This is a genomic window from Streptomyces sp. NPDC050759, assembly GCF_044456945.1.
In the GTDB taxonomy this organism is placed as follows: domain Bacteria; phylum Actinomycetota; class Actinomycetes; order Streptomycetales; family Streptomycetaceae; genus Streptomyces.
In genome coordinates, this window is the sequence record NZ_JBITGI010000049.1 from 1 (window position 1) to 1,215 (window position 1,215).

Below are 1,215 nucleotides of genomic sequence, written 5' to 3' on the forward strand. Positions count from 1 at the left end.
GAGCTGGGGGTGGCCGCAGAGACCAGCGAGAAGCGACTGTTTACTAAAAACACAGGTCCGTGCGAAGCCGTAAGGCGATGTATACGGACTGACGCCTGCCCGGTGCTGGAACGTTAAGGGGACCGGTTAGTCCGATTTCGGTCGGGCGAAGCTGAGAACTTAAGCGCCAGTAAACGGCGGTGGTAACTATAACCATCCTAAGGTAGCGAAATTCCTTGTCGGGTAAGTTCCGACCTGCACGAATGGCGTAACGACTTCTCGACTGTCTCAACCATAGGCCCGGTGAAATTGCACTACGAGTAAAGATGCTCGTTTCGCGCAGCAGGACGGAAAGACCCCGGGACCTTTACTACAGTTTGATATTGGTGTTCGGTTCGGCTTGTGTAGGATAGCTGGGAGACTTTGAACTCCGGACGCCAGTTCGGGGGGAGTCGTCGTTGAAATACCAGTCTGGTCGTGCTGGATGTCTAACCTGGGTCCGTGATCCGGATCAGGGACAGTGTCTGATGGGTAGTTTAACTGGGGCGGTTGCCTCCTAAAGAGTAACGGAGGCGCCCAAAGGTTCCCTCAGCCTGGTTGGCAATCAGGTGTTGAGTGTAAGTGCACAAGGGAGCTTGACTGTGAGACCGACGGGTCGAGCAGGGACGAAAGTCGGGACTAGTGATCCGGCGGTGGCTTGTGGAAGCGCCGTCGCTCAACGGATAAAAGGTACCCCGGGGATAACAGGCTGATCTTCCCCAAGAGTCCATATCGACGGGATGGTTTGGCACCTCGATGTCGGCTCGTCGCATCCTGGGGCTGGAGTCGGTCCCAAGGGTTGGGCTGTTCGCCCATTAAAGCGGTACGCGAGCTGGGTTTAGAACGTCGTGAGACAGTTCGGTCCCTATCCGCTGCGCGCGCAGGAATATTGAGAAGGGCTGTCCCTAGTACGAGAGGACCGGGACGGACGAACCTCTGGTGTGCCAGTTGTTCTGCCAAGGGCATGGCTGGTTGGCTACGTTCGGGAGGGATAACCGCTGAAAGCATCTAAGCGGGAAGCCTGCTTCGAGATGAGTATTCCCACCCCCTTTGAGGGGTTAAGGCTCCCAGTAGACGACTGGGTTGATAGGCCGGATCTGGAAGCCCAGTAATGGGTGGAGGTGACCGGTACTAATAGGCCGAGGGCTTGTCCATATTTGCTCGCGTCCACTGTGTTAGTTCTGAGGCAACGACCGT

At 56.4% G+C, this 1,215-nt stretch carries 1 rRNA gene; it reads left to right on the forward strand.

The annotated features are described in order from the left end of the window. Nucleotides 1-1,173, forward strand: a 23S ribosomal RNA gene (locus ACIBJB_RS47470); the annotation flags it as partial. Nucleotides 1,174-1,215: the final 42 nt, after the last annotated feature.